This window comes from Pseudoalteromonas sp. GutCa3 (assembly GCF_002836155.1).
Taxonomy (GTDB): domain Bacteria; phylum Pseudomonadota; class Gammaproteobacteria; order Enterobacterales; family Alteromonadaceae; genus Pseudoalteromonas; species Pseudoalteromonas arctica.
Window position 1 is genome coordinate 1 of the sequence record NZ_PJBK01000012.1, and the last position, 26010, is coordinate 26010.

The 26010-nt window shown below is 39.6% G+C and carries 24 protein-coding genes; 8 read left to right on the top strand and 16 right to left on the bottom strand.

Annotation, left to right across the window (positions count from 1 at the left end; translation table 11 throughout):
* Positions 1–30 precede the first annotated feature (30 nt).
* On the bottom strand, positions 31–987 hold the full coding sequence (locus CXF64_RS00440) for a helix-turn-helix domain-containing protein (protein ID WP_101216021.1): 957 nt from the start codon (positions 985–987) through the stop codon (positions 31–33).
* Between the two features lie 220 nt (positions 988–1207).
* Here CXF64_RS00440 and CXF64_RS00445 point away from each other — a divergent pair, with 220 nt between their 5' ends.
* Genes CXF64_RS00445 through eat form a run of 3 tightly spaced genes read left to right on the top strand, consistent with a single transcriptional unit; the run spans position 1208 to position 4964 of the window.
* A complete protein-coding gene (locus CXF64_RS00445) occupies positions 1208–2614 on the top strand; it encodes an ethanolamine ammonia-lyase subunit EutB (RefSeq protein ID WP_101216022.1) in 1407 nt (468 codons plus the stop codon).
* The gene (gene eutC, locus CXF64_RS00450; protein ID WP_101216023.1) at positions 2611–3498 is read left to right on the top strand and encodes an ethanolamine ammonia-lyase subunit EutC; all 888 of its coding nucleotides are present in this window, start codon (positions 2611–2613) and stop codon (positions 3496–3498) included. The genes CXF64_RS00445 and eutC overlap by 4 nt, the downstream gene beginning before the upstream one ends.
* A 59-nt stretch (positions 3499–3557) precedes the next feature.
* On the top strand, positions 3558–4964 hold the full coding sequence (eat, locus tag CXF64_RS00455; RefSeq protein ID WP_024594010.1) for an ethanolamine permease: 1407 nt from the start codon (positions 3558–3560) through the stop codon (positions 4962–4964).
* Positions 4965–5093: 129 nt separating this feature from the next.
* Here eat and arfB read toward each other — a convergent pair whose 3' ends face one another.
* Entirely contained in the window at positions 5094–5507 is a 414-nt protein-coding gene (arfB, locus tag CXF64_RS00460; protein ID WP_007583522.1) for an alternative ribosome rescue aminoacyl-tRNA hydrolase ArfB, read from the bottom strand.
* 192 nt (positions 5508–5699) lie between these two features.
* Between arfB and CXF64_RS00465 the strand changes: the two genes are divergently transcribed.
* Positions 5700–6272 carry a hypothetical protein gene (locus CXF64_RS00465; RefSeq protein WP_010555231.1) on the top strand — a complete coding sequence of 191 codons (573 nt, stop codon included), beginning with the start codon at positions 5700–5702 and terminating at the stop codon, positions 6270–6272.
* Positions 6273–6450: 178 nt separating this feature from the next.
* On the opposite strand, the gene katG is transcribed toward CXF64_RS00465, so the two are convergent.
* Positions 6451–8631 carry a catalase/peroxidase HPI gene (katG, locus tag CXF64_RS00470; protein WP_101216024.1) on the bottom strand — a complete coding sequence of 727 codons (2181 nt, stop codon included), beginning with the start codon at positions 8629–8631 and terminating at the stop codon, positions 6451–6453.
* Between the two features lie 904 nt (positions 8632–9535).
* Here katG and CXF64_RS00475 point away from each other — a divergent pair.
* Complete coding sequence (locus CXF64_RS00475) at positions 9536–10426, top strand: tetratricopeptide repeat protein (RefSeq protein WP_007583526.1); 891 nt, start codon at positions 9536–9538, stop codon at positions 10424–10426.
* A gap of 1167 nt (positions 10427–11593) precedes the next feature.
* Here CXF64_RS00475 and deoD read toward each other — a convergent pair.
* Both deoD and CXF64_RS00485 read right to left on the bottom strand, forming a co-directional pair.
* Positions 11594–12298 carry a purine-nucleoside phosphorylase gene (gene deoD / locus CXF64_RS00480; protein ID WP_002959109.1) on the bottom strand — a complete coding sequence of 235 codons (705 nt, stop codon included), beginning with the start codon at positions 12296–12298 and terminating at the stop codon, positions 11594–11596.
* The gene (locus CXF64_RS00485) at positions 12298–13530 is read right to left on the bottom strand and encodes a phosphopentomutase (protein WP_010555228.1); all 1233 of its coding nucleotides are present in this window, start codon (positions 13528–13530) and stop codon (positions 12298–12300) included. Before CXF64_RS00485 ends, deoD begins: the two co-directional genes overlap by 1 nt.
* A 192-nt stretch (positions 13531–13722) precedes the next feature.
* Here CXF64_RS00485 and udk point away from each other — a divergent pair, with 192 nt between their 5' ends.
* The 3 genes from udk to CXF64_RS00500 all read left to right on the top strand — a co-directional run bounded on the left by udk (position 13723) and on the right by CXF64_RS00500 (position 16618).
* Positions 13723–14355 carry a uridine kinase gene (udk, locus tag CXF64_RS00490; RefSeq protein WP_007583533.1) on the top strand — a complete coding sequence of 211 codons (633 nt, stop codon included), beginning with the start codon at positions 13723–13725 and terminating at the stop codon, positions 14353–14355.
* 17 nt (positions 14356–14372) lie between these two features.
* The gene (locus CXF64_RS00495) at positions 14373–15599 is read left to right on the top strand and encodes a NupC/NupG family nucleoside CNT transporter (RefSeq protein WP_007583535.1); all 1227 of its coding nucleotides are present in this window, start codon (positions 14373–14375) and stop codon (positions 15597–15599) included.
* A gap of 308 nt (positions 15600–15907) precedes the next feature.
* Complete coding sequence (locus CXF64_RS00500) at positions 15908–16618, top strand: substrate-binding periplasmic protein (protein ID WP_101216025.1); 711 nt, start codon at positions 15908–15910, stop codon at positions 16616–16618.
* A gap of 867 nt (positions 16619–17485) precedes the next feature.
* On the opposite strand, the gene CXF64_RS00505 is transcribed toward CXF64_RS00500, so the two are convergent.
* The 11 genes from CXF64_RS00505 to CXF64_RS00555 form a co-directional block, all read right to left on the bottom strand.
* Positions 17486–17695 (bottom strand): cold-shock protein, encoded by a 210-nt coding sequence (locus CXF64_RS00505; RefSeq protein ID WP_002959120.1) that lies wholly within the window; start codon positions 17693–17695, stop codon positions 17486–17488.
* A gap of 235 nt (positions 17696–17930) precedes the next feature.
* A complete protein-coding gene (locus CXF64_RS00510; RefSeq protein ID WP_024607818.1) occupies positions 17931–18647 on the bottom strand; it encodes a hypothetical protein in 717 nt (238 codons plus the stop codon).
* On the bottom strand, positions 18644–19384 hold the full coding sequence (locus CXF64_RS00515; protein ID WP_101216026.1) for an iron transporter: 741 nt from the start codon (positions 19382–19384) through the stop codon (positions 18644–18646). Before CXF64_RS00515 ends, CXF64_RS00510 begins: the two co-directional genes overlap by 4 nt.
* On the bottom strand, positions 19371–19724 hold the full coding sequence (locus CXF64_RS00520; protein ID WP_024591521.1) for a cupredoxin domain-containing protein: 354 nt from the start codon (positions 19722–19724) through the stop codon (positions 19371–19373). Before CXF64_RS00520 ends, CXF64_RS00515 begins: the two co-directional genes overlap by 14 nt.
* Positions 19717–21030: an ATP-binding protein gene (locus CXF64_RS00525; protein ID WP_101216027.1), complete on the bottom strand. Its 1314-nt coding sequence runs from the start codon at positions 21028–21030 to the stop codon at positions 19717–19719. The genes CXF64_RS00520 and CXF64_RS00525 overlap by 8 nt, the downstream gene beginning before the upstream one ends.
* A gap of 26 nt (positions 21031–21056) precedes the next feature.
* A complete protein-coding gene (locus CXF64_RS00530) occupies positions 21057–21716 on the bottom strand; it encodes a response regulator (RefSeq protein ID WP_024592427.1) in 660 nt (219 codons plus the stop codon).
* A gap of 7 nt (positions 21717–21723) precedes the next feature.
* Positions 21724–22371, bottom strand: coding sequence for a tetratricopeptide repeat protein (locus CXF64_RS00535; protein WP_101216028.1), 648 nt, complete (start codon positions 22369–22371; stop codon positions 21724–21726).
* Positions 22372–22392: 21 nt separating this feature from the next.
* Positions 22393–23163, bottom strand: a complete 771-nt coding sequence (locus CXF64_RS00540) for an SDR family oxidoreductase (protein WP_101216029.1) — start codon at positions 23161–23163, stop codon at positions 22393–22395.
* Positions 23160–23849 carry a TenA family transcriptional regulator gene (locus tag CXF64_RS00545; RefSeq protein WP_101216030.1) on the bottom strand — a complete coding sequence of 230 codons (690 nt, stop codon included), beginning with the start codon at positions 23847–23849 and terminating at the stop codon, positions 23160–23162. The genes CXF64_RS00540 and CXF64_RS00545 overlap by 4 nt, the downstream gene beginning before the upstream one ends.
* Entirely contained in the window at positions 23842–25311 is a 1470-nt protein-coding gene (locus CXF64_RS00550) for an AMP-binding protein (RefSeq protein ID WP_101216031.1), read from the bottom strand. Before CXF64_RS00550 ends, CXF64_RS00545 begins: the two co-directional genes overlap by 8 nt.
* Positions 25308–25961: a thermostable hemolysin gene (locus CXF64_RS00555; RefSeq protein ID WP_101216062.1), complete on the bottom strand. Its 654-nt coding sequence runs from the start codon at positions 25959–25961 to the stop codon at positions 25308–25310. The genes CXF64_RS00550 and CXF64_RS00555 overlap by 4 nt, the downstream gene beginning before the upstream one ends.
* Positions 25962–26010: the final 49 nt, after the last annotated feature.

The following is a 26010-nucleotide window of genomic DNA, read 5'->3' on the forward strand; positions in this document are numbered from 1 at the left end:
GTGTTTTCACTCACGTTGGAAGTGTAGTTTCTAACCTTTAAAACTATTATTTTTAACTGTTTGTGATGGGTTTTCACCAAATAGTTGCGTGTAATCTTTAGCAAATTGTCCCGCATGCCAAAATCCCCAATTGGCTGCTATTACTGAAATTGGCTTATCTTGGTTTGGTTTTTTTAGTTCCCGCCTTACATTATTTAAGCGTGTTAAACGTAAAAACCGCAAAGGGTTAATTCCTAAAATACTCTCAAAGCTATATTGAAGTGTGCGCCTACTTACAAAGGCAAGCTCGCACAGCTCGGTTATGGTTATTGGGTTTTGTGGATTTGTGGCCACGTAATCTTTTACTTTATCTACTACGGCTTTTCGATGTTTATAACTTGGCGCAATATTTTGTTGTGGATTGTCTGCTTGTAATAAATGTAGTGCCAACATGTTTAGCATATCTTGTTGCGATTCGGTTTTAAGTCCAAAGCCCTTGCCTACAACCATGCTATTAATTATTTGCCTTGCCGTTTGCAATGATGAGTTGCTTACCGATAAGCGAGCTGATTGGGCAGATGATAGGTTTTTCAATGTTACGCCTTGTAGCTGCGCCATATATTCAATTGAATTCCAATCGATTACCAAACCATAAATATTAAATTGCTCAGGGGTTATCAGCTCAAAGTCATTATCACTTGTACGGCACATAAATTGATTACTTGCCACACTTAGACCATTAATCTTACTTTGCTGCGACTGACAAGGAATGCCAAGCCAAACCGAATTGGGGGCGATGTTACATTGCTGACGAAGCGCTCGCTCGGTGTATTCTTTAAACACATGAATATTGACGTAATCTGTTTCTTCAATAAAACCATAAAAGCTGCCGTCGCTCATTTGATCGTATTTTTGCTCCCATTGAGTAAGGCTATGCGCTTGCTCGTCTATATCGTGTGTTTGCACCTTGCTCTTTAGTGGTGCGTTGTAGCTACTTTGCTGCGCCATATAGGGGATGCTCTTTTTCGTTACACTTTTATTATGGTTAAGTTAACACCGCTTTGCGTATGTAACCAATTGAATTGGATTAATAAATAATCTTTTGCCGAAATTCGATAGTTACTTGGTACAAAATAAGCTGTCTTGTAACTATTGAAAATTGATTTATAGCTAAAGATGCAGCAAAACCTATACCAAGGTTTATCATATTAGTTATGTGGAGTAAATCATGGGGCAAGCGTACAGTTACACTTTAGGTACACACACTTATAAATTCAAGAACTTAGCCCAGTTAATGGCTAAAGCAACGCCGCAACGTTCGGGTGATCGCTTAGCGGGTGTCATTGCACAATCAGCACAAGAACGTGCTGTGGCTCAAATGACATTGGCCGATGTACCTCTTAAAACATTTTTAAATGAGGCACTTATTCCCTACGAAGATGACGAAATTACACGCTTAATTATTGACGAGCACGATGCCAATGCCTTTATGGCTATTGCACATTTAACCGTAGGTGATTTTCGTAATTGGCTTTTAAGCGACTTTGCAACACCCGCTGTACTTGCAAGTATAAGGCAAGGTATTACGCCTGAAATGGCTGCTGCTGTTAGCAAAATAATGCGCAATCAAGATCTCATATTAATTGCTAAAAAGTGCCATGTTACAAGTGCTTTTAGAAACACTATTGGCCTCCCTGGGCATTTATCTACACGTTTACAACCAAATCATCCAACTGACGATATTAACGGTATTGCTGCATGCATGCTTGATGGGCTGCTATACGGTAATGGCGATGCCGTAATAGGTATAAACCCAGCAACCGATAACGTTGCCCAAGCCATTAAATTAATGACATTAATGGATGGTGTTATTCAAAAATACGCCATACCGACGCAAAGCTGCGTACTAACCCATGTTACTAACACTATTGAATGTATAGAAGCTGGCGCACCGGTTGATTTGGTATTTCAGTCGATTGGCGGCACGGAGGCTACTAACTCAAGTTTTGGTTTTAATTTAAATACCTTAGCTGAAGCGCAAGATGCCGCTTTGAGTTTAAAGCGCGGCACTGTTGGCAATAATGTGATGTATTTTGAAACTGGACAAGGCAGTTCGCTTTCAGCAAATGCGCATCATGGGCTTGATCAGCAAACGTGTGAAGCTCGCGCTTATGCAGTTGCTCGTAAGTTTGATCCGTTACTGGTTAATACCGTGGTGGGGTTTATTGGCCCTGAATATTTGTTTGATGGTAAAGAAATTACCCGAGCAGGACTTGAGGATCACTTTTGCGCTAAGTTACTAGGCATACCGATGGGGTGCGACGTGTGTTACACCAATCATGCAGAGGCCGATCAAAACGATATGGATAATTTGCTAACGCTATTAGGTGTGGCAGGTTGCTCGTTTGTAATGGGAATACCTGGCTCTGACGATATTATGCTTAACTACCAAACTACGTCGTTTCATGATGCATTATATGTGCGTCGAGTTCTTGGCTCTAGACCCGCCCCTGAGTTTGAAGCATGGCTAAGCAAAATGAAAATTATGCAAAGCACTACCGACATCACACTTTCAGATACCTTGCCTCCCGCTTTTGCTAAACCTCTGGGTGCAATTACTGGAGGTGGCTCATGAAATCACGTTCAAAACCGACCACTCCATTAGATAACTCAGTAAATGAGCATAAAAATAACGGTAATGTAGTGCACAACCCTTGGAGTGATTTACGGCGCTTTACCGACGCCCGTATTGGGCTTGGTCGCGCCGGTATAAGTTTACCAACCTCAGAAATGCTGGCTTTTCAGCTATCTCATGCACAAGCGCGTGATGCGGTGAGTTTTCCGCTTGATATTAACGAAATGACTGAGCAACTAGGCAGTATTAGTGCTCTAAAAGAGGTTGCCCCTCCCCTGCATTTACACAGCCAAGCCGTTGACAGGGTTACTTACCTTCAGCGACCCGATTTAGGCCGCAAACTTGATGAAAATGGTAGGCAAGTACTTCTCAGCTATATGAATAAACAAAAGCACACTGCGCAGGCTAAATACGATTTAGCAATTGTAGTGGTTGATGGACTTTCGTCGTTGGCGGTACAAAAAAATGCATACCCATTTATAACAGAGCTATTAACGCATCTTATAACAGACAAGCAATTTAAAATTGCTCCCATTACTTTGGTTGAGCAAGGGCGAGTAGCGATTGGCGACGACATAGGTGAGTTGCTAAATGCGCAGGTGGTTATGGTGTTAATAGGAGAGCGCCCAGGACTTAGTTCGCCAGATAGCCTTGGCTTGTATTTAACATGGGAGCCCAAAACAGGACTTAACGATGCATGTCGTAATTGCATATCGAATATTCGCCCTGCAGGCCTACCTTATACAGAAGCGGCGAGACGCGCACTGTACTTATTACGTGAAGCTAAAAAACTGAAACTAACTGGGGTTAATTTAAAAGACCGCACACAAGATGATGTAATTGAGCATCAGGTTTCAACCACTAACTTTTTAATTGCTGAGTAATTTTAATTAAAAACACATGAAATAAAAAAATAAAAACTAAACATCAACGGAGAAAGGTTATGTCTACTAATAATAATACAGAGTACCTTGCTAAAAGACAGTTAAAACGTGGTACTGCGGGGTGGTTATTGCTCGCAGGTTTGGGTGTGTCGTATGTAATATCGGGTGACTTTGCAGGCTGGAACTTTGGTATCGCCGAAGCCGGTTGGGGTGGTTTTGCCATTGCTGCAGTATTAATGGCAGTTATGTATTTAGCGCTTGTACTATCACTTGCTGAAATGTCAGCTGCAATACCTGCTGCAGGCGGTGGTTATAGTTTTGCGCGTCAAGCTATGGGGCCAGCGGGAGGCTATTTAACCGGGCTTGCCGTATTAATTGAATATGCCTTAGCACCCGCTGCTATTGTTATTTTTATTGGCTCGGCAGTTGAAGCCCTCACCGGGTTTAATGGCCCATGGGTATATGCATTATTTTACTTACTATTTGTGGGAATTCATTTAGCAGGCGTAGGAGAAGCGCTTAAAGTAATGATGGTAATAAGTGGTTTAGCGGTATTAGCTATTATTGCAACGGCTTTTGTTTTAATCACAAATTTTGATGCATCGCGCTTATTTGACGTCCCCGTAACCGATGCAGTGGGAGCCAGTGAGTTTTTACCTTTAGGTTGGTACGGGGTTTGGGCTGCATTACCGTTTGCCATGTGGTTATTTTTAGCGGTTGAAGGTGTACCGCTTGCTGCAGAAGAAGCAAAAGATCCCGCTAAAGATGTGCCAAAAGGCATTATTGGTGCAATGATCTTTTTGTTATTTACTGCTTTTTTAGTTGTTGTTTTAGTACCTGGTGCTGGCGGTGCTGCTGCAATGGGGGCAAGTGCTGTACCTTTAGTTGATGCATTAAATGCATCGGGTAGTGAGGGCTTAGCAACCGTTGTAAATATATTAGGGCTTGCGGGTTTAGTCGCTTCGTTTTTCTCTATTATTTATGGTTATAGTCGCTTAGTGTTTGCTTTATCTAGAGCCGGTTATTTACCACGTTCGTTGTCGATTACGACTAATCGCAAAGTGCCAGCACGTGCGTTGATTGTACCGGCAGTATTTGGCTTTTTAGTATCACTCAGTGGTGAGGGTGACTTAATACTTGCAATGGCAGTAGTAGGTGCAACGCTCTCGTATGCATTAATGGCGCTGAGCCATATTTTACTTCGCGTTAAACAACCTGATTTACCTCGCCCGTACAAAACTCCAGGTGGCGTAGTTACGTCAAGTATTGCTTTAGTACTTTCGCTTATAGCATTAACGGGTGTGTATGCGTTTGACCCTCGTGCATTTTTATACACTATGGTGCTGTTTATTGTGGGCGCCGCATATTACTTTGGCTATAGCTCAAAACACTTAGTTGCTAAAAGCGCTGATGAAGAGTTTGCAATGTTGGCAAATGCAGAATCTGATTTAGAAATGGCTAAGTAGGTATTAATAGTTATTAAATATAAGTGAGGCTACCCCTCACTTATATTTTTATACGTACAATACGATGTAAAAATGGTGCCTGCATGTAGGCATCAAGTCTCTTCTATACTTTATTAATACCGTTTAAAACTAAAACTTTATGTTGCCGCGTAGCGCTTTGTTTTGCCCGTGTTTAGTTTTTTTGTCCATGCGCTTTCGCTGTGAATTACGGCTAGGCTTGGTGGCACGACGCGCTTTATTAACAACGGTAGCACTAAGAATTAAATCTTTTAAGCGCTTAAGGGCATCTTCTCGGTTTAGCTCTTGCGTACGGTGGCTTTGCGCTTTAATTATTAAAACGCCCTCTTTGGTAATTCTTGTATCATTTAAGGCTAGCAAACGCTCTTTATAAAAATCAGGTAATTTAGAGCGATTAATATCAAAGCGTAAATGAATGGCACTGGCTACTTTGTTAACATTTTGACCACCGGCACCTTGCGAACGAATAGCCGTAAGCTCTAGTTCCCATTCATCGATAGTGACAGTATTTGAAATTGTTAACATTGTGTTCAGCTCTATTTGTCAAAAATGTATTATATCATCAGTACATTAGCTTGTGGTGAATGAACTAAATTCTTAGAACTTAAATAAATTCTCATAAATTGTACTATAAAATCAGCCAATATATTATTTTGTGTTGGCAAGTGTTGCTTATTAGTTTCTAATTGGCACAACTTTAATACTAGGAAATGCTCAATGAAAAAAATACTTGTATCACTTAGCTTATTAGCAATGAGTTTCTCAAGCCTTGCAGTAGATATTAACGAAGGTCAACTTCAAAGCTATATGAAAGCACTGCCAGCTGTAACGAGCTGGGCAAGCAGCCAAGAGTCTTTAAAAGACTTAGACTTAGCAAGTATGTTAGGTGGTTCTGCAGATCAAAGTGTTGACGAGCAAAGCTCTCTAGCTAATAGCGCACTAAGCATGATTAAAGAGCAAGACCTATACAAAAGCTTCGCGGGTGTTACAGGCCGCTACGGCTTTACACCAGAGCAACTAGTAACTGTAGGTTCTGAAGTATCAATGGCTTATATCGAAAACCTTAAATCGGGTTTATCTGCTGATAATCAAGAAACAGCGAATAAAGTAATGGGCGGTTTTCAAAGCATGAAAAGTGCTAAAGATAAAGGCGCTAGTTCGTTAATGGGTTCGTTTGGTAAATCGTCAAGCGCAGCTGAGGAGTCTACAGAGTCTTTAGTAAGCGAAAGTAACCTTGAACTTGTGAGCGAATATATGCCACAACTACAAAAGCTTTTTGCACTTCTATAAGTTTTATTGTTTTATTGTTTTATTGTTTTATAAGAAGGTGGCTTTTGCCGCCTTTTTTAATGCCTAATTTTTATATGACTTAGATAAATTACAATATTTTATAAGTAATACTGACCGGGACTATATGCAAAAACGGGGGAGTAAATTATTACTCCCCCGTTTTTATTTAGCGTACAGATTATTTAAGATCGAATCTGTCTGCGTTCATTATTTTTACCCATGCGTTTACAAAGTCATGTACAAAGCGCTCTTTGTTGTCGTCTTGTGCATAAAACTCAGCAAGTGCGCGCAATATAGAGTTTGATCCAAATACTAAATCAACGCGTGTTGCAGTCCATTTAGTAGTGCCACTTTTACGGTCTACTATATTGTATAAACCTTTTTGAGTTGGCTCCCAACGGTTTGACATGTCAGTTAAGTTTACAAAGAAGTCATTGGTTAATAAGCCTACACTATTTGTAAATACGCCGTGTTCGCTGCCAGCATAGTTAGTACCTAGTACTCGCATCCCACCAATAAGTACCGACATTTCTAGTGCACTTAACCCCATTAGTTGGCTGCGCTCTAGTAATAACTCTTCAGCTGATACTGCGTAATCTTTTTTCAGCCAGTTTCTAAAACCATCGTGAATGGGTTCTAGTACATCAAACGATTCTGCATCAGTCATTTCATCTGTTGCATCTCCACGTCCTGGAGCAAACGGCACGTTTACATCAACACCAGCTTGTTTTGCAGCTTGTTCTACGGCTGCTGTACCACCTAAAATAATTAAGTCGGCGATGCTAACAGGTTTACTCAAGCCAGCCTGCACTTTTTCAAGCGCACTAAGTACTGATGCTAAACGTTCTGGCTCATTACCTTGCCAATCTTTTTGCGGTGCTAAACGAATGCGTGCACCATTTGCGCCGCCACGTTTATCAGAACCACGATAAGTACGTGCGCTATCCCAAGCTGTATTTATTAAATCAGCGGCACTAACACCACAATTTAATAATGTGGTTTTTAGATTGCTAATTTCGTCGTCTGTTAATGTGTAATCAACGGCTGGAATTGGATCTTGCCAAATTAAGTCTTCGCTTGGTACGTCGGCACCTAAGTAACATGATTTAGGACCTAAATCGCGGTGAGTTAGTTTAAACCAGGCACGTGCAAACACGTCTGAAAAGTAGTCAAAGTCGTTATAAAAGCGCTCAATAATTTTACGGTACGTTGGGTCCACTTTCATGGCCATATCAGCATCTGTCATCATTGGATTCAAACGAATTGATGAATCTTCTACATCGACAGGCTTGTCTTCTTCTTTAATATTAATAGGCTCCCACTGATGAGCGCCTGCAGGGCTTTTAGTGAGTTCCCATTCGTAGGTTAATAAAAGCTTACAGTATTCGTTATCCCATTGTGTTGGGTGCGTAGTCCATGCGCCCTCTACACCTGATGTAACTGTATCGCGGCCAATCCCACGGGTTGTAGTGTTATTCCAACCAAGGCCTTGCTCGTGTACGTCAGCAGCTTCTGGCTCTGGGCCTAAGTTTTCTGCTTTGCCATTACCATGTGCTTTACCTACTGTGTGCCCGCCTACCGTTAATGCAGCGGTTTCTTCGTCATCCATTGCCATACGCGCAAAAGTTTCGCGAATTTGGGCCGCTGTTTTAAGCGGATCAGGTATACCATTTACACCTTCAGGGTTTACATAAATTAAGCCCATTTGTACTGCGGCTAATGGATTTTCCATGGTGTCTGGTTTATCTACACTTTCGTAACGACCATCACTTGGCGCTAACCATTCTTTTTCAGCTCCCCAGTAAACGTCTTTTTCAGGATGCCAAATATCTTCTCGGCCGCCGGCAAAACCAAAGGTTTTTAAACCCATTGATTCGTATGCCATGTTGCCCGCTAAAATAATTAAGTCGGCCCATGAAAGCTTGTTACCGTATTTTTTCTTTATTGGCCAAAGTAAACGGCGCGCTTTGTCGAGGTTACCGTTATCTGGCCATGAATTTAGTGGCGCAAAACGTTGATTACCTGTACCACCGCCCCCTCTACCATCGGCTAAACGGTATGAACCCGCTGAGTGCCATGCTAAACGAATCATTAAACCGCCGTAATGTCCCCAATCGGCTGGCCACCAATCTTGGCTATCGGTCATTAAGCTTTTTACGTCTGTTTTTAGCGCGTCAAGATCGATTGATTTAAATGCTTCAGCGTAATTAAAGTCGCTATTGTATGGATTTGATTTGGTGTCGTGCTGATGAAGAATGTCTAAGTTTAGGGCATTTGGCCACCAATCAGTATTGGGATTAGACGTTTTAGTATTACTGCCGTGCATGACCGGACATTGGCCTGCTTTAGGGTTGCTCATTCTGGAATCCTTATAATAGAAAAGTAAAATACTTAATCAATCAGTATTGTTGTTTATGTATTTATAACTTTTTAAAAAGTAACGGTTATTTTTATTTAATCGGCTTACTTATTATTTAGTGTGCCTGCCTAAACACTTACGTATCCTTAATATAGGCGCATAAATTATGCTACGCCAGCCTCAACATACTATTTAAAACGATTGCTCCAATTTATATTTTTGATTGGCCTTTTGCTAATGATGTATTTAACAATAGCTTTGTAATTACGTTCAAAATAATAGTAAAAATAAATCTGATGACGCTCTTGTAAGGTATTACGTAAGATAAAAAAACAAATTAGTGAATTAACCTTAACCTTTTTACTAGACCTGTGATCGAATTGAAAAATTTCGGCGTAATGGTATGTGAAGGGTTTGAAAGTGGCTTTAATTTATTTAAAGCGCACATTGGAATACCCCCCTTCACCATGAAATTGTAGTTATATAGTTATAATTATAAAGGTGCATTACTTAAGCCCAATGCACCTTTACTTTATAAACCGAATACTTTGAGTATTCTTATTTTTTAACTAATTGAATTGAATTAAGTATTTGTTCATAAAGATTCAGTTAGTATGAAGTTGTTCTCCTGTGAATCCCTACGACATATTGTTGTTTTAAGCAGTTTTTGCCAGCTCATATTGAGCTGGTTTTTTTGCCTATTTTTTCTTAAAACCACCTAAGTATTAGCAAAATGCTCATGCTTTAACCTGTTATTGCTAAGCTCACTGGGTTAAAAAATTCTTACAACTATTGCTCCTATCTAAATTAGGTCAATTTTAATCCTGAAAAGTCAACGCGCCCTAGTGCCATTCAGCCCTGCATGTTAAAGTTATTACAGTAATTAATTTAATTAGGCGTACCGATGCGTTATTACCTATCTACACTTTTTGTTTGTTTAACTTTTTTTTCGGGCATAGTAAATTCTGCTGAACAAAAACCAGCAGCCCCTACAGCACAACAAGAGCAACAAGCCCTCAAACAACTTAAAGAGTCTATGTTTAAACCGCTAATGGAGCGCTACATACTCGACGAGCTAAAAGCCGTAAGGCAAGATCAACAAAAACTCCGTGAGGACGTAACTAAGCAAGTTACTCATGCACAGCTTGATACTGCAGATCGCGCATTAACATACACTACCGATACTATTAATAATGTATTTTTTATAATTACCGCTACGGCTTCTATTTTGGTTTTAGTGGGCTGGAACTCACTACGCGATGTTAAAAACAAAGTAGAAGATATTGTAAATACACGTGTAAGTGTAATTACTGACGAGTATGAAGACCGATTAAAAATCCTTGAAGAAAAACTACGCGTACGCTCAGAAGAAATACTCAGTAACCAAGAGCGCATATCGGTTACCAACGAGGTTCATTCGTTATGGATGCGCGCCAATTTAGAAAGTGATTTTGCTAATAAAATTGAAATATTTGATGAGATTTTAAAACGTAAACCAGAGGATGTTGAAGCCATTGCTTATAAGGCCGATGCGTTATTAGAAATAAATGAAACAGCGCAAGCCATTGAGTTGTGTAATCAAGCCATTGATATAGATAGTGTCTATGGTTATGCCTATTGGCAACGAGCATGTGCTTATGCGCTAACACATAAGCATGCTGATGCATTAGCCGACATTAAAATGGCACTTGAATACTCTCCAAATTTACGTAATGAGCTATTACATGAGAGCGCATTTGCAAGCTTACATGACAACGACAGCTTTAATACTATAGTAGCTGGTGAAGTTGTTTAAGCACTCAGTATTTGGCCTGTATGATTAGGCGCAACATCATAAAAAAGGGCCTTGGCCCTTTTTTTTGTTTTTAAAGGTTAAGTTTGTTGTGTAATTAGAAGCTTTACTGCGCTCTACAAACTCTGCTCTACCGTAGAGTTAAGACCTAAAGTGATTAATTCACAAAGAGGTTTAGAGACGCTGCGCTTTTAGAGAAGAGCTTAGAAGTTAAAATAATAAAAACAATCAGAAACTGTGCTTCTAACATGAGCAACAAGTCATACTCTAAACTTGGTATAAACACTTCTATTCGCGCAGGTTACAAGCTTTTAAAGCAACGCTTGTACTTTTATAATGCCGAGTCAGCATTGGTTTTGCTCTTCTCATTTGCTCCTCCTTTTCTTCTCTGCGTGCATATTGTTTTTTAGGGCTGTTATACACAAATAGGTTTAGAGATGCTGCGCTTTTAGAGTAGTTAGCTTAAGTAATTAGAAGCTGTGCTTCGCGCGCGAGCAAGCTTAGCGCCTACGTGGAAAACTTAACAGGTGGTTAAAATTCACTTGTAGACGCGCTGCTTGCGGGTGTTTGAAAACGTAGTTTTTAGGATGGGTGATTAAGTAATTAGAAGCTGCGCTTCTCGCGCGAGCATGCTCTGCGCCTACGTGGAAAACTTAACGCGGTGGCTAAAATCCACCTGTAGACGCGCTGCTTGCAGGCGTTTAAAAACGTAGTTTTTAGGATGGGTGATTAAGTAATTAGAAGCTGCGCTTCTCGCGCGAGCAAGCTCTGCGCCTACGTGGAAAACTTAACGCGGTGGCTAAAATCCACCTGTAGACGCGCTGCTTGCAGGCGTTTAAAAACGCAGTTTTTAGATGGTTGAATTAATACCAACCCGCAATAATACTTAATCATTTTTAGGGGCTAAACGTGTCGCTACCTGCGTTAAAAAATTCTCATTTAGAACAACTAAATAGCGAATTTTTTGCCTAGCTATCAACACGTTTTTCCATCCTCAAAATAGATCACTTAATTAAGCGAATTGGTATAAGTAATTAGAAGCTGCTACCCATTTTCTTCAGGCATAAAAAAAACCGCATAAAATGCGGCTTTGGAGGTTTAGTCTCACTTCACTTTGGGCGTGTCTCCAAAACTTAGTGAATACGTTACCAAGGAACTGTTATGTATTATTTAAGCTATTGACTCTAATGCAATTTTAACCATTTCGTTAAACGTGCTTTGACGCTCATCAGCAGGTGTTGCTTCGCCAGTGATTACGTGGTCACTCACTGTAAATAATGCCATTGCGTTTGCGCCGTATTCAGCTGCAACGCCGTATAAACCTGCTGTTTCCATATCTACTGCTAGCATGCCTAACTTGTCTAAGTCTTTATAGAACGAGTCATCTGCTTGATAGAATGTATCTGTCGTAAATACGTTACCTACTTTTGCTTTAATTCCTAGCTCTTTAGCAGCGTTTACGCCGTTTAAAAGTAGGTCAAAGTTAGCAATAGCAGCAAAATCGTAGCCACGTACGCGTGCACGGTTTACGTTTGAATCTGTGCTTGCACCTTGTGCAAAAATTACGTCACGAATTTTGATATCTGTGCCAATACCGCCACACGTACCAATACGTATAATATTTTTAACGCCAAAGCTTACAATTAGCTCACGTGCATAAATAGACATTGATGGAATGCCCATGCCTGAACCCATGATACTTACTGGCTTACCTTTGTAAGTACCAGTGAAACCGTACATGTTACGAACGCCTGTAACTTGTACTGCATCATCTAAAAAGTTTTCAGCAATATATTGCGCACGTAGCGGATCGCCTGGCATTAATACTGTTTCGGCGAAATCACCAACGTTTGCACTGATATGCGGAGTACTCATTAATTGTTTTCCTTTTTATTTGGCGTTTTTAGCTCATTTAAAAAGCTGTCGCCGTAATCAAGCGCAGATAAGCTAAACCACTGTGCCAGTGTTTGACCTATATCTGCAAAGCTGTTGCGTTCACCTAATGGTGTGTTACTCATACCTGGTTGGTATGCAATAACAGGTACGTATTCACGAGTGTGCTCAGAACCTGGAAAGGTTGGGTCACAGCCATGATCTGCAGTGATCATTAATACGTCATCTGCTTTTAACTGATTTAGTATAGTTGGTAAATAGTCATCAAATTCTTTTAATGCTTTTGCGTATCCTACTGGATTACGGCGATGACCAAATTTTTCATCAAAATCAACTAGGTTAGTAAAGATTAAGCTACGATCTGGCGCGCTTTCCATTACTTCGCTGGTTTTTTCTAGCAAGTTCATAAGTCCAGGTGCTTTATGCTTTTGGGTTATGCCCTGATGCGCGTAAATATCTGAAATTTTACCAATACTAATTACTTCGCCGCCGTCTTTTGCTAGTACATCTAGCAATGTTGGTGCAGGCGGAAGTACTGAATAGTCACGACGATTACCCGTTCGAGCAAAGTCTTGGCTATTTGAACCCAAAAATGGCCGCGCAATCACTCGTCCTATATTCATTTCATCAAGTAGCGCCCGTGCGATTTCGCAAACTTGATAAAGCTTCTCTAGGCCGAATGACTCTTCATGCGCGGCTATTTGAAACACGCTATCAGCTGAGGTGTAACAGATTGGTTTACCTGTTTTTACGTGCTCTTCACCTAGCTGTTCTAAAATGGTAGTTCCTGATGCATGGCAATTGCCTAAAATGCCTGGAATACCTGTACGAGCAATAAACTCGTCTATAAATTCTTGTGGGAAACTTGGCTGTGTTTTTGGGAAATATCCCCAATCAAATAACACAGGTACGCCTGCCATTTCCCAATGACCTGATGGCGTGTCTTTTCCGCTAGAGATTTCTTTAGCGTAACCCCATGCACCTTGAGGAGCTTGGCGGTCTGAAATTAAACACGGTTCGCCACCGGCAGCTTCGCATGCATCCACTAACCCAAGTTTTGATAGGTTAGGAAGCGACAGTGCACTGCCTGTTTCGTCGTAATATGCTTTTAGTAAGTGAGCGAATGTATTAGCCCCAAGATCGCCGAATTTATCTGCATCTGGTGCTGCACCGATTCCTAGGCTATCTGCCATTAAAATAATTGCTCTTGCCATTTTGACCTCACTTTGATTCTAGGTGGTTACTTTATCCGCTGATCGAATTTTCCGTACAGGACAAAAGTCCTGTTTCATAAAACCTAAACATTATAAATTTGCACCCTTGAGCGAAGCAAAAGAGATTAATCGTGTCTTTTTTGCTATTGTGATCTACCAACAATATATCTTTCTGTGTGGATGAGAACTTTAGTGACACGAACTACTATTATAGCCATTGCAGGCGCATCAGCGTCGGGCAAATCTCTTTTTAGCCAAACAATTTACAATGAATTGGTTAATGAGCTTGAACCAGGCGCTATCGCCATTATTGAAGAAGATGCTTATTACAAGGATCAGTCGCATTTGCCGATGGCTCATCGTACGCAAACAAATTACGACCATCCAGATGCATTTGAACACGCATTAATGCTTGAGCATTTAACGCAACTTCGTTGTGGTAACTCAGTAGAAGTACCAACGTATGATTATGCTCAGCACACGCGTAGCGCAACCACACGCCGAGTGCCAGCTGCTAAAATACTCATTGTTGAAGGTATTTTACTACTGAGTGATAAAGCGCTTAATAAAGAATTTGATATTAAGGTGTTTATAGACACACCTTTAGATATTTGTTTAATGCGTCGTATGCAACGTGATATGGAGCAACGAGGCAGAACATTACAATCTGTTGTTGAGCAATATCAGGCAACTGTTAGACCGATGTTTTATCAATTCATTGAGCCTTCTAAGCATAACGCTGATTTAGTTGTGACTCGAGGCGGCATGAACCGCGTTGCGATTGATATAATAAAAAGTAAAATTAAATATTTACTACAAGAATAACAACGGGAAACATTTGTATGACAACATTTATGAGCTTAGTAGGCATGTGTGTGCTACTAAGCATTGCCTTTGCTGCGTCAACTAATCGCAAGGCAATTAATTTAAGAACCGTTGGTATAGCATTTGCAATGCAAATTGTTATAGGCGGTTTTGTTCTGTTTTTCGAAGCAGGAAAAAATGTGTTAACTAGCATGTCATCAGCCGTATCGTCGGTTATTGGTTATGCTAATGATGGTATTGGGTTTTTATTTGGTCCACTCGCCTCACAAGACACATTAGGTTTTATTTTTGCAATTCAAGTTTTGCCAGTTATCGTGTTTTTCTCAGCGCTTGTTGCTGTGTTATATCACCTTGGCATTATGGATTGGATAATTAGGATTTTAGGCGGCGGTTTACAAAAATTATTGAAGACCTCTCGCACAGAATCGCTTTCAGCAACTGCAAATATTTTTGTAGGCCAAACTGAAGCACCGTTAATAGTTAAGCCATTTATAGCAACGATGACAAAGTCGGAATTGTTTGCAGTAATGGTAGGTGGCTTAGCCACTGTAGCAGGCTCTGTAATGGCCGGTTACGTAATTATTGGCGTAGATCTTAAGTATCTTATTGCTGCAAGCTTTATGGCTGCACCAGGTGGTTTCTTAATGGCAAAAATGATTGTGCCAGAAACTGAAACGCCTAGAGATAACTTAGCTGATTTAGATTTAGATGACGAAGATAAGCCTGTAAATGTAATTGATGCAGCTGCATCAGGTGCTGCAAACGGTATGCATTTAGCACTTAATGTAGGTGCAATGTTACTCGCTTTTGTAGCGCTAATTGCACTATTAAATGGTTTATTAGGCGGTATTGGCGGGTGGTTTGATTACCCAACATTAACGCTTCAAGAAATATTAGGTTATGTATTTGCTCCAGTTGCATGGTTACTAGGTGTGCCATGGGATGAAGCGATTATAGCCGGCAGCTTTATTGGTCAAAAGATAGTAGTGAACGAGTTTGTTGCTTACTTAGACTTTATAAATTATCGCGATACGTTAAGTGCGCACACACAAGCAATTGTTACTTTTGCTTTATGTGGGTTTGCTAACTTATCATCGATAGCCATTTTACTAGGTGGGTTAGGCGGTATGGCGCCTAGTCGGCGGAAGGATATCGCACGCTTAGGGCTCAGAGCAGTGTTAGCAGGATCTATGGCTAACCTTATGAGCGCAGCAATTGCTGGGTTTTTCCTCTCGCTAGCTTAGAAACTTATTGAGATGAACACCGGTGTTGCAAAACAAGAGGATAGCGCTTTAAGGGGTTAAAGCTCTATCTGACTTGAACGATACTTCACCAAGGGCCGCAAGGCCCTTTTATCGTTTTAGGCCTTAATTTTTTAGCCTCACCTACTTCAAACTTCAAGCCACTTATCTATCTAGCCTCCTTTATAGTTATACATAACTCAAATAAACCAATATCTTAGTAACAAGTTCACATAAATAATTTTTTGTGTTTTTCATATTTTCAGCCACACTTATTATTACTTAAGCTAACCGAATGACGATTCGCTATTGTGAAATATATTCTTTATTCTCTTTTTTTAATTTGCTCTGTGTATGTTCAAGCAAAGGAAGCCCTGCTTGTTGTTACAGAGTTAGCACCACCAAACCAAGTATTGATTAATGGCGAGGTAGCAGGTGAAGGTACTCAATTTATTAGAGATATATTTGCTGAGGCTGATCTAACACCTAACATTCAAATGTATCCTTGGGCACGTGCTTATAAAATTGCAGATGAGTTAAAAAACACCTTTATATACAGCCTTGCACGCACTGTAGAGCGAGAAAATAAATTTTATTGGATTGGACCAGTTGGACGATTTGAGCTGGGCTTTATCGGCCTATCAGAACGAAATGATCTTATTATAAATAATACTGAACAAGCAAAATTGTATAAAATTGCAATGCAACGCAATGACTTTTCAACACAAACCCTCACGAAACTTGGATTTGAAGTTGTTTTAACCTCTGATATTCAAAAATCATACTCTTTACTATTAGCTAAAAAAGTAGATTTAATTGTAGACGATCCTTTATATATGCAGCAGATGAGTGATTATCTAAAGCTCAAACCAGCACACTTAAAGTTTATTTATAAAATAGATGAGCTAACAATTGATGCTTATTTAGCTGCAAATAAAAAAACAGATATGCATTTAATAGAAGCACTGCAAGCTGCATTTTTAAAAATAAAGCAAAATAAAGGGCTGCCTTACGAAAGATAAATCATTGAAGGTAAGTATGCTTATAGGCGGCAAAATCATCTTTCATTTTTAACTTTTTATATTCTTTGTTAAATCGCTTTATGGCACACACAACTACTTACTTATTAAATGCGATGCAATTGCTAGCAAGCGCACAAAGATGTAATTTTTGCAGCCTTTCAGCACCTTCCCCACTTTATAGTCAAAGGTTCCAGCTGATGCATTATTGTCATTATGAGCCCAAAATTAGATCTATTTTTCTTTTTAAAAACAAATCCATATATTGTTTTCGCCTCCAAACATTAGTAAGTTTTTACCCGCTTTAAAACCAATTTTATATACGCCTAGAGCTGAATTGTTTTTTCGGCGTAAAATTTAGACCGCATACTTAATGGAATTGTTATAACTTACTTATCAGCTTTGAGCTTATAAAAGAAAGTTTGACTCGCGCCAGCGGCCCAGCCCAATAAAATGATGGGTCACGTTCGATGTTTTTAATTATTGAAACAATGCCAAAGTAAGGGGCTTTTAAACTAAGTTATAAGCACACTTCCAAAGTAGCAATTTAAACTCGCAGGTTATATCAATAGCTGTGCAAATATCTTTTACAATATTGAGAGTACTACTAACAAGCTGGTCTTTGTCGTTTTGAATTTGTCGTTTTGAAATTATAAGGGAGAAATGTTCGGTATAAATTACAAGCTTAAACTCACTTGCATTAGCACAATGGCTTAGAAGAATAGAAAAACGAATATTAGGAGGGGCTAAATAATAGCAATATCATTTAGTTAATTTACATTGATAATGGGCGTTGCTTGGTTTGAGTCAAATTTCAGACACAAAAAAAGCGCCTTAAGCGCTTTTTTTCATTTTACTTAAAAAGTAAAATTATACAGCTGTGATGTTATCAGCTTGTGGACCTTTTTGACCTTGTGAAAGAGTAAACTCTACACGTTGGCCTTCAGCTAAAGTTTTGAAACCTTCGCTTTTGATTGCTGAGAAATGTGCGAAAACGTCTGGACCATTTTCTTGCTCGATGAAACCAAAACCTTTAGACTCGTTAAACCACTTAACTGTACCTGATACGATGTTAGACATTGTAATATCCTGAAATAAAAATAAAAATATGCTCATAAGAGCGGGTGTAGCAAAAAATGAGATGGTACTTTAAAAACTTCAGGACGGTACTACAAGTATTACTTATATCGAAATGGAGATTTATAGCTTACATGCTTTCTTTCTAGCTGCGGCCCACTATATAGAGTTTAAATAATATGTCAAGTACCTATCTATAATCAGAATAATAAACAACCAAAACTACTTTTAGTTGTTATTAAAATTCAAATTCTAATGCGAGCCTAAAACTATGGTTTTTTTCTGATTGGCTTATCTCAGTGATGAAACCCGCTTCCCATTTTAATTGCTTTTGCCCATCAAAGCGCTGTAAACCTATAAAGCCAGGCCCTATACCAATAAAGTCTTCACCTACGTAAACCTCTATAGAAGGCTGGAAAGCAGAGCGATATCGATAGCGATATTGTGCTCTAAACTCACTTTCCCATTCGTTTTTAATGTCTTGCCCCCACTCATAAACCAAAAAAGCGTTTAGCGTAAGACTTGTTTTTCCAAATTCTTTTTCGATCACAAAACCCGAAGTTGCCTCATACACATCTTCGTTATGCTTTTTTTCAAGCTCAAATAACGCGCCCCAATCAGCCCATAATTTACCTTGCTCAATTAATTGCCAACGTAGCTCAAGCTCATAAGCTTCTAAACCAAAATCGCCGTTATCGTCTCGCTCACCAACTAAATAGCCTTCCAGTGCCATTGTATCGTTAATAGCACCACCGCCACCCAAACGCTGCGCTAGTATGTTGCCACTATCTGTTTGGTGCGACACTAATCGCCACTCAAACTCACGCTCAAAAGGCAAAACATAGGGGTGATATACCTTATCAACAACAATACCATCAGCCTTTACTTGGATTGAGAATACCAACAAACAAAGAGCGGTAAAACTAAGCGCTAAATATAGGTTGAGTGCTTTCATACACGTTCCTTAGTTATTGAAGCCGAAATAACATAACAAAGTAATAAAAATAACACGCTGCTTGTACTATATATAAGTACACTCATTAAATCAGGAGTGGCCTCGTAACCAACAAGAGCACGCAATACGCGGCCTAGCTCAGAGTTTTCGTTTAACAAATCACGTAAATCCCACACCGTTGAGGTGTTTGTAATTAAATCTATTTGGCTTGCCAAATCCAGTGCAACTAATAACTTAGCCGCGCTGTTAAAAGCAAGCAAAGTAAAAAGCGGATACATACCAAAACGGTGCTTAATTGCATTCATTAAAAAGTACAGCAATACGCTAAAACTTAAACAAATTCCAACACCTAATAAAGTGCCAATAAATAAGCTTTGCCCTGCATCATTATTTTGCCAAAAACTGGTGAGGTAAATAATATAATGGCTTAAATAGAGCGTTATTGTGCTTATAACTGCGATATAAAATGCCGCTGACTTTTGCTTTAGTGCAAATACCAATACAGCAATAAATATAGTGATACATAGCCCTATTTGTGAGTACTCTAACCCTTGGTGTTCAAACCACTGGCTCACCCACGACGCACTTTGCATGTACAAAAACGACATTACCGCGCCTATTACTAAAACAGAGCCTATTTTTAAAGAGCTTTGTTTTTTAACTACTTGTAGTAGCACTAATAAAATAGCCACTGGTAGTAATTGGTTAAGGCTCATGACTAAACTAGTTATTAGCATGCTGTGCCCCTTCATCGCTAACTATAACAACGCCCCTTGCTGTATTTGGCGAAAACTCACCAAAAAACTCGTAATGCCCTTTACTTAGTGGCCCTATATAAATAATGCTTTTACGATTTGGGTAGAGTACTTTTTCTCTGTTTAGATCAAAGCTATCAAACTCTTCTGGTGTGCTGTCTTGGTTTTCTATCAATAGTTTTACTTTTTTATTTGCGGGAATAATTATTTGCGAGGGATAAAACAAATGATCTTTTAAAATAATAAGGTACTCTTTACTCGCCGCGTTAAACGACAAAAATAGCAAACAACAAAGACATTGATTAAATAAACGTTTAGTCACTTTTTACTCCTGTAAAAGTAACCCTAACGGTTAGTCCACCTAAAGGGCTATTCGCTAAATGAATACTTGCGCCATAAATAGCAATTATGTGTTGAACAATCGCCATACCTAAACCAGCACCTTGCTCGCCTGATGGATGTTGATCGCCACCCACGCGATAAAAGCGATTAAATATTCGCTCTTTTTGCTCTTCAGTCATGCCCGCACCAGAATCATCAATTTGCCAACTATAGCTGTTATTATTTGATGCTAATTTAATTATTATTTGACCATTATTGGGGGTGTATTTTATGGCATTGCTAAGTAAATTAGCGATGAGTGTGGTTAATGTAAACTCATCACCATTAATAATAAAATCATCACCTTCGAGGCTAATCGTTTGATTTTTTTCGTCTATTTTGTCGTATTGCTCCGATACGACTTGTTGAGTAATCGTTAGCAATGATTGTTCGCTAAACTGCCTCTGCCATTGTTCAGGCTGAGTGCGCCCTAAAATTAGCATTTGTTCAACAATATTACTTAAGCGATTAATGCCCTGCGACATGGCTTGTAATTCTTGATGGTTTTGCGAGTTGTTTTGCTTACTAGCTAAATTGTGTACATTAATTTTTAAGCTACTGAGCGGGGTACGTAATTCGTGAGCTGCATCTGAAGCAAAAAAGCGCTCTCGTAAGTAAGCGGTTTCTACTCGTTTAAATAAATCGTTTAAACGATTAATAACAGGTTTAATTTCCTCGTCGGTTACCTGCCAGTTAATTGGCGTAAAGTCGTTTGCTTGGCGAGTAGCCAGCTGCTTAGATAATCGAGTAAGAGGGGCTAATGCGTATTTAACAAAAAAGCTAATAAAAATAGCAAGCAAAGGGACTGCCCATAGCATAGGTAACATTGCAGATAAAATAACGGCTTCAGCTAATTCAAACCGCTTTGACATAGGCTCAGCAACGATGACTTTACGAGTATTTTTTCTCATCACAAACACTCGCATACGCTGCCCTGCTACATTGGCAGTTTGAAAGCCCTCGCTAAAACTAATTTGGTTATTCGTTAAACTCGATGAGCCGCTAAGTAAACTATTGTTTTGCCAGATTTGATACAACAACTGAGCACTATTATTGCTTACCTGTACTGCATTTGTGCTTAGTGCTAATGGTTGCTCAATTAAAACGCCAGCCACTATTTTAAGTTCATTATCAAGCAAGTTTTCGCCGTGGTGCATGCTTTTTTGGTAGCCTTTTACTAAAGCTAAAAAGCAAGTTAGCACCATCATTGAAAGTAAAATTAAGGTCAGGCGTTTACGAATAGACATTTTCAACCTCGAAAAACAAACACACTCTAACGCTTACCAACTACGTAGCCAATGCCACGTAAGGTTTTAATAAAATCGCTAGGGAATTTTTTACGAAGATGATGAATATGGACCTCTATGGCATTAGAGCCAACTTCTTCACCCCATTGGTAAAGTTTGTTTTCGAGCTGTTGTTTTGATTGCACCCTTCCCTGATTTTCCATCAGCGCTTTTAAAAGCATGTATTCTTTTCGCGGCAGTGTAAGTGACTGCCCACTTAGTGTAACTGTATGAGCAGATGTATCCATTACCACATCACCACAGCGCAATAAGCTTGATTGTGTTTGGTTAATGCGCCGACTTGCTACACGTAAACGGGCAAATAGCTCAGCAGGATCAAACGGCTTTGCAAGGTAATCGTCAGCGCCCATGTCAAGCCCTTGGACTTTGTCATCAATACTGCCGCGAGCAGTTAAAATAACCACCGGAATAACTTTTTTTTGTGCTTTAATATGCTTTAAAACTTGCGAGCCGTCGCCATCAGGTAATCCTAAATCGAGAATAACAAGCTCAATCTCACCACTAGAAAGGCACTCTAAGGCATGCTTAACTGTGCCACTATGCTCTACGCTGTAGCCCTCTTGACGCAAAGAGCGAATAAGCCCTTGCGCCACTAAATGATCGTCCTCAACGAGTAATAAATGCATTATGTGTTTATCTTTTTAGTTTTTTATCTACTTTTACCAATAGCTGGCTTATTGCTTGTTGGCGATATTTATCTGCTTTTGCACGAGTATCACGAATGCCCGCAGCTTGTGCTACAAGTAGTCGTGCTTTAGCTTGTTTATAATCGCCTTCGTCATACAAATATTCACCGTATAAGTAATTAGTATCAATGCCTTCGAGATTAAAAGCGAGCGCTTGTTTAAATAATTTTTCAGCTTTGTCGTCATCACCAAAACCAATTGGCCAACCGGGTACTTTGCTATAAAGCGTTGCAAGGCTTGCGTAAGCTGAGCCATTTAATGCACTGCCATCTATTGAGAGTGCATTTTCGAGTGACGTTTTTGCCTCTTTTGCTAAACCAAGTGCACCCAACCCGCCTTTTGCGCCTGCAAAACTGGCTAACACAATGCCATTCCAAATATGTGTTTGCGCCGAACCTGGATAGTTTTGAACAAATAATGCGCTTTGCTCACTTAGTTGCGTAAACGCGTCTATTTGCGCATCATCTTCAAGTTCGTAATTAGCAATTGCCCACTTTTGTTGAATAGAGGTTAAGTCTTGTGTTTCATCTGCGTGTACTGCGGTTGCAAATACAGTTGTTAATACTAAATAAAATGCGAGTATAAATTTATACATAATTTTGCCCTTGTGTGTTTGTTAACTTAAAAAACGTTTAATTTTAGGAAGTTGTTTTGCAATAGCGTTATCAACAACGCTTGGGAATGCGCCATTTATGCGTGCAAATAATTTTTCAGGAAAACCAATAAAACGCCTTGTTTGATTCGAATTTATAAGCACTAATAACTCTTGAGCAACTAATTCTGGCGAGTCCATTTTATTACCGAGTTCTTTATTCATTGCACGCGCTTTACTGCTATTAATAGATGTATCTGTTGCTCTTGGTGCTAAATAGGTCACTTTAACGCCTGAACCATTCAACTCACGCGAGAGCGCTTCTGTAAAACCACGTAAACCAAATTTACTGGCGCAATAAAGTGTTTGAAACGGGTAGCCAATACTGCCAAACGATGAGCCCACGTTAACAATGGTGCCTTTGGTATACTGTAACTGCCCTAAAAATAGCTGGCATAATTTAATAGGCACCGACAAATTAGTAACGAGCATATTGTCTATTTGCTCATTACTTGTGTGCTCTAAGCTTTGCATTGTATTTATACCGGCATTGTTAATAAGTAACTTAACGCCACCGAGTTGCTTGGCTTTTATTGCTAAGTTAATGCGTGTTGTATCGTCGGTTAAGTCGCCCGTAAATATTTCACTGTCTGGGCATGCACTACTGAGCTCCTCAAGGGCTTGCGTATTTCGCCCTACAAGCAGTAACTTCCACCCTTTTGCATATAGGGCTTTAGCAATCGCTTGCCCTATTCCGCCTGTTGCGCCAGTGAGCACACATAAAGAGCTACTCATGCCAATTTGCCTTGTGCACTTGCTTTAAAAAACGGTTCGTCATCGAGCCCACGAAATATATCGCCGTATAAACGATAAAAGCGCTTTGCACCATGGAGTATGGCTTGCTGATCCGCCTCATCTGTTATTTGGTTCATTAGGTTTTCAAAAAACTTTACATGCTCTATATCAAGTGCGCCGTGAGAGGTTAAATAACTAAATGCTTTTTTAGGTAAGCCCACAGCATTTGCAATATTTGAAGCTGCGCCATCAGCAAGCGCTATAGAAGTGCCTTCAAGCACATGCACCATGCCAAAAAAGCTCAATGGATTTTTACGTGTAATGGAGTCGTACGCATACGACACCATCATTTCGGTAGCAAATTGCGGCTGACTACACCGTACTGTTTCTTTGTCAAAACCACAGGCTGCAATATCATTAAGTACCCACTCTTGATGACCTATCTCTTCTTCAATGTATTCTGCGACCGCTTCGCGCAGCCACTCTTGATCGTCGGTTAATCGCGCACCAACCGACATCATTAATGGCACAGTGTGCTTAACATGGTGATACGCTTGCGCTAAAAACGAGGCGTATTCTTCAAGTGATGCTTCGCCTTTAAAAACACGCTGAATAATAGGCGCTGCAAGCAGATAGTTTTGCTCTTGTTTAGTTTGCTCTTTGAGGGTGTTAAAAAAATCACTCATTAATTACTTCTCCAAGTCGGTAAAATTGCTCAAACACAGCATGGTACTGCTTACTTATGGCATCTCGTTTTGGGCGATTATTTGTGGTTAATAATCCTTGTTGCACACTTAATGGGGCAGTTAAACGATGCCATTTTTGAATTCGTGAATAGTCGGGTAGTTGTTTATTAATTGCGTTAATGTATTGAGCTAACACGGGGTTACATAGCTTTGAATCGGCATAAATAATGGCGGTTAAAAAAGGTCGACCTTCACCAAACACAACCGCTTGTAAAATTCCGCTTTGACTTAGTAATAGTGATTCAGGCCACTCGGCACTGATGTTGCGACCCATGCTGGTAATAATTAGGTTTTTTAGGCGGCCTTTAATAAATAAGGTATTTTGATGCTGCTCGACTAGATCACCGGTTGCATACCACTGGTTTTTGTCGTGTGGTTGATGATTTAAGTAACCTAAAAACAAATCGCCTTTTATAAAAAGCTGGTCATTTTCAATTTTGGTTTGAATATGAGGTAACACAGAGCCTGCACTGTGAAGGTTATCGTTTGTGGGCGTATTTAAACTAACTACAGATGCCGCCTCAGAAAGACCATAACCTTGGTATACCGGTAAATTTAAGCTACGCGCTTTGGTTAATAGCATTTCGCTGACAAGCGCACCACCTACTGCAATAAACTGTAACGAACTAGGCGGTTGCCACCCATCTTCTGCAAAAGTAACTAAGCATGCTAATAGTTCAGGCACTAAAATAAGCGTATTTGGCTTAACTTTATCAATAGCAGCTATAAGCTGTGCGGGCTGTTTTAATGCAGTTCCAACAAATCCTAATTCATTTAACGGCATTAAATGCACTGTACCGCCACTTTTTAAAGGGGCATACACACCGGCTATATTTTCAAGCAATACAGCAAGCGGCAATAAACATAAATGAACAGGCTTTTTAATATTAATTTTATCGCACAGAGATTGGGCTACCTGCATTTGACTCTTTGCAGATAAACACACGCCTTTTGGTTGCCCAGTCGATCCTGATGTAAACGTTACTTTTTGAGTTTCTGGAAAATAACTGACGGGTTTAACTACAACGATTTCGTAAATATATAATGTGTAAAACTCAAATAAAGTAATCGATGCAGTCGGCTCCCCAAGTAAAGGGTTTAGCGTGTCGCTAATAAATAAATGTGCGCCGCATTGCGCTAGTACATATTGAGTTTGTTGTTCACTAAAAAAGTGAGCAATTGGCACAGCCACTTTATTAGAAACTGCAGTAGCGGCATCAATAACAAGCCAAGCTGGCGTATTATCGAGCTTATAAGCGACACATTTGCCGTTAAAGCTTTGTAGTATTTTTACTACTTTTTGTATTTGCTGGTTAAACTCATCACCGTTAATTTCAAGTGTTTGCTCTTTATTATGGGCAATAATTAATGGCGATACTGAATGTGTATTATAGTAATTCATACGTTCACCAATGCATTTACCAAAGAATTGATATTTAAGTGGTTTTGCTGCATCAAACTATAAAGCATTGGGGTATTTAGTACTTGTTGGTGAGCTTGCTCTAGGCTCACAATGCATACTGTTGGTTGGTTGGCGTAATAGCTGCCCCACTTTAATGGGTTCTCAACTACAAAACTGCTCGCAAGTGCAATTTCAGTACACGTAACACCAAGTAAGCGCAATAAAGCACGCACTTTGTTGGTTGCACAAAACACTAAATGTTTTGCCCCCACACTTTGCAGAGCTTCGTTAACAATAATAAAATGTGCAAGTGTTGCTCTTCGATTTGTAGAGCAGAGATTACCAAGTTCAAAAATTTTATTGCGAGAAATGCTCTCATCTAAAAAATCTTCAACGGGTGATGCTAAATATTGCTCAATAAACAATGGCGAAGTTGCTTGCCTTAGCCCTAACGTGCACTTTCCTTGCTCGGTAACGTATTGGCAAAGTAGTGGCATAAAAGAAGTAAGCTTAGCGTTATACGCAACTAAAAAACCTTCTTTCACTGTATTTTCGAGATTTTTTCGATGCACATCATCAATACGAGCACTAATAAACTGACTGTTATTTTGTGTTAAACCTAATGATGTAGAAGTGTGGGCTAATTGCATAAGCTCGCTCATTTAAACCTGTTTATATTTCAGGGTTTAAACTTAACGA

Excerpts from the sequence above, each read along its gene's own strand:
- katG (WP_101216024.1), bottom strand. The coding sequence starts at position 8,631 with ATGAGCAACCCTAAAGCAGGCCAATGTCCGGTCATGCACGGCAGTAAT.
- CXF64_RS00495 (WP_007583535.1), top strand. The coding sequence starts at position 14,373 with ATGACAACATTTATGAGCTTAGTAGGCATGTGTGTGCTACTAAGCATT.
- arfB (WP_007583522.1), bottom strand. The coding sequence starts at position 5,507 with ATGTTAACAATTTCAAATACTGTCACTATCGATGAATGGGAACTAGAG.
- CXF64_RS00550 (WP_101216031.1), bottom strand. The coding sequence starts at position 25,311 with ATGAATTACTATAATACACATTCAGTATCGCCATTAATTATTGCCCAT.
- CXF64_RS00485 (WP_010555228.1), bottom strand. The coding sequence starts at position 13,530 with ATGGCAAGAGCAATTATTTTAATGGCAGATAGCCTAGGAATCGGTGCA.
- eutC (WP_101216023.1), top strand. The coding sequence starts at position 2,611 with ATGAAATCACGTTCAAAACCGACCACTCCATTAGATAACTCAGTAAAT.
- CXF64_RS00525 (WP_101216027.1), bottom strand. The coding sequence starts at position 21,030 with ATGTCTATTCGTAAACGCCTGACCTTAATTTTACTTTCAATGATGGTG.
- CXF64_RS00515 (WP_101216026.1), bottom strand. The coding sequence starts at position 19,384 with ATGCTAATAACTAGTTTAGTCATGAGCCTTAACCAATTACTACCAGTG.
- CXF64_RS00445 (WP_101216022.1), top strand. The coding sequence starts at position 1,208 with ATGGGGCAAGCGTACAGTTACACTTTAGGTACACACACTTATAAATTC.
- deoD (WP_002959109.1), bottom strand. The coding sequence starts at position 12,298 with ATGAGTACTCCGCATATCAGTGCAAACGTTGGTGATTTCGCCGAAACA.
- CXF64_RS00530 (WP_024592427.1), bottom strand. The coding sequence starts at position 21,716 with ATGCATTTATTACTCGTTGAGGACGATCATTTAGTGGCGCAAGGGCTT.
- CXF64_RS00535 (WP_101216028.1), bottom strand. The coding sequence starts at position 22,371 with ATGTATAAATTTATACTCGCATTTTATTTAGTATTAACAACTGTATTT.
- CXF64_RS00440 (WP_101216021.1), bottom strand. The coding sequence starts at position 987 with ATGGCGCAGCAAAGTAGCTACAACGCACCACTAAAGAGCAAGGTGCAA.
- CXF64_RS00475 (WP_007583526.1), top strand. The coding sequence starts at position 9,536 with ATGCGTTATTACCTATCTACACTTTTTGTTTGTTTAACTTTTTTTTCG.
- CXF64_RS00465 (WP_010555231.1), top strand. The coding sequence starts at position 5,700 with ATGAAAAAAATACTTGTATCACTTAGCTTATTAGCAATGAGTTTCTCA.
- CXF64_RS00505 (WP_002959120.1), bottom strand. The coding sequence starts at position 17,695 with ATGTCTAACATCGTATCAGGTACAGTTAAGTGGTTTAACGAGTCTAAA.
- CXF64_RS00555 (WP_101216062.1), bottom strand. The coding sequence starts at position 25,961 with ATGCAATTAGCCCACACTTCTACATCATTAGGTTTAACACAAAATAAC.
- CXF64_RS00545 (WP_101216030.1), bottom strand. The coding sequence starts at position 23,849 with ATGAGTGATTTTTTTAACACCCTCAAAGAGCAAACTAAACAAGAGCAA.
- CXF64_RS00540 (WP_101216029.1), bottom strand. The coding sequence starts at position 23,163 with ATGAGTAGCTCTTTATGTGTGCTCACTGGCGCAACAGGCGGAATAGGG.
- eat (WP_024594010.1), top strand. The coding sequence starts at position 3,558 with ATGTCTACTAATAATAATACAGAGTACCTTGCTAAAAGACAGTTAAAA.
- CXF64_RS00510 (WP_024607818.1), bottom strand. The coding sequence starts at position 18,647 with ATGAAAGCACTCAACCTATATTTAGCGCTTAGTTTTACCGCTCTTTGT.